This is a genomic window from Halomonas campaniensis, assembly GCF_002211105.1.
Lineage (GTDB): Bacteria > Pseudomonadota > Gammaproteobacteria > Pseudomonadales > Halomonadaceae > Vreelandella > Vreelandella campaniensis_A.
In genome coordinates this window covers 1-1,442 of sequence record NZ_JPUA01000009.1, presented here as the reverse complement: position 1 = coordinate 1,442, position 1,442 = coordinate 1, and the positions used below count along the sequence as shown (strand labels likewise).

The window sequence follows — 1,442 nt, the reverse complement described above, 5'->3', positions numbered from 1 at the left end:
TGAACTGACCCCATAAACTTGGACAGTGAAAAACTAAGCGGCCAAGGCCTGATTTCGGTACTGCACCGGACTCAGGCCTTTTAATTTGGTCTTAATCCGCTCGTGATTGTAGTAATGGATATAGTGCCGAATGCCCGCCTGTAATTGCCCAATGGTGTCAAAACGGTTCAGGTAAAAATATTCTGACTTCAGCGTACCAAAGAAGCTCTCCATTGCGGCATTATCCAGGCAATTGCCTTTACGTGACATGCTCTGAATCACGCCATGCTCGCTGAGCTTACGCCGGTAAGCTGACATCTGATATTGCCAGCCTTGATCAGAATGCAGTAAAGGCGCGTCTTGGTCGGCCAACTTAGCCAAGGCTTTCTTGAGCATCTCCCCTACCAGCGAGTACTGCGGCTGTTTCTGCATTGAGTAGGACACGATTTCCCCGTTGTAGAGATCCATCACAGGCGACAAGTACAGCTTTTCGCCTCGGATATTAAACTCCGTGACGTCGGTTACCCACTTTTGGTTGGGTCGTTCAGCATGAAACTGGCGGGCAAGAAGATTGGGAACACTGGCCTGTTGTCCACGATAGGAGCGGTATTTCTTCGGGCGTACCAGCGACTTCAAGCCTAGATGCTGCATTAGGCGCTGGACTGTCTTATGGTTGACCTGCTCGCCCGACTGACGCAACGCTGATGTGATTCGGCGATAACCGTAGCGGCCTTTGTGATGCTCGTAGAGGACGTAAATGCGTCGCTTCAGACCAGCATGCCGATCTTCCAACTGCTGAGCCCTTGCCTGATAATAGAACGTACTACGCGACAATTCTGCTACTTTTAGCAGCACCGCCAAAGGGTGGCCTTGCTTCAGCTCAAGGACTATCTGCGCTTTTTCTGCGCGGTTTGTTCTTTTGCCTGACGCAAGGCCCTCAACTTTTTTAGGTAGGCCACCTCAGCACGCAAGTACTCATTCTCTTGGAGCAGTTGCTCCAGCGAGCTCTTATCAGTCAGTGGAAGTGGGGGCTTTGGGGGCTCTGTTGTAGGCATCTTCGTCGGACGTCCTCGGGCTTTAGGCTCCAACGCTTGGAAGCCTCCTTCATGATACTGGCTTTCCCACTGCCGTACGACGCTCGTACCACCTCGAATATCGAACAGAGTCGTCGCTTGTAAGGCTGAGAGCTCCTCTTGCCTCATCTGTTGCAACACCGCTAATTTGAACTCAGCGCTGTAGTGGGTGAACTTTTTCTGCAAGCCACTTAGACCATGCTGTTCAAAGTGTTTAACCCAACGCCTGACGGTTGTAGGGCCAAGACCGTACTGTCTGGCCAGACTCTTGTAACCCTGCTGTCCTTCTGCGTAGCGTTGCACTACTAGTAACTTGAACGCTTCATTATGTTTCGTCATGAAAAACACCCCAATCGTTGGATGAGCGTCCAACTTTTGGGGTGCAGTTCA

At 51.1% G+C, this 1,442-nt stretch carries 1 protein-coding gene; it reads right to left on the bottom strand.

The genetic code is table 11. The annotated features are described in order from the left end of the window. Positions 1-33 precede the first annotated feature (33 nt). Positions 34-1,391 (bottom strand): IS3 family transposase gene (locus tag JI62_RS03465; protein ID WP_240513118.1). Its coding sequence is split into 2 segments (ribosomal slippage): positions 34-909 and positions 912-1,391, totalling 1,356 coding nucleotides; the frame shifts between segments, so codons are not numbered across the junction. Between the last annotated feature and the right edge of the window lie 51 nt (positions 1,392-1,442).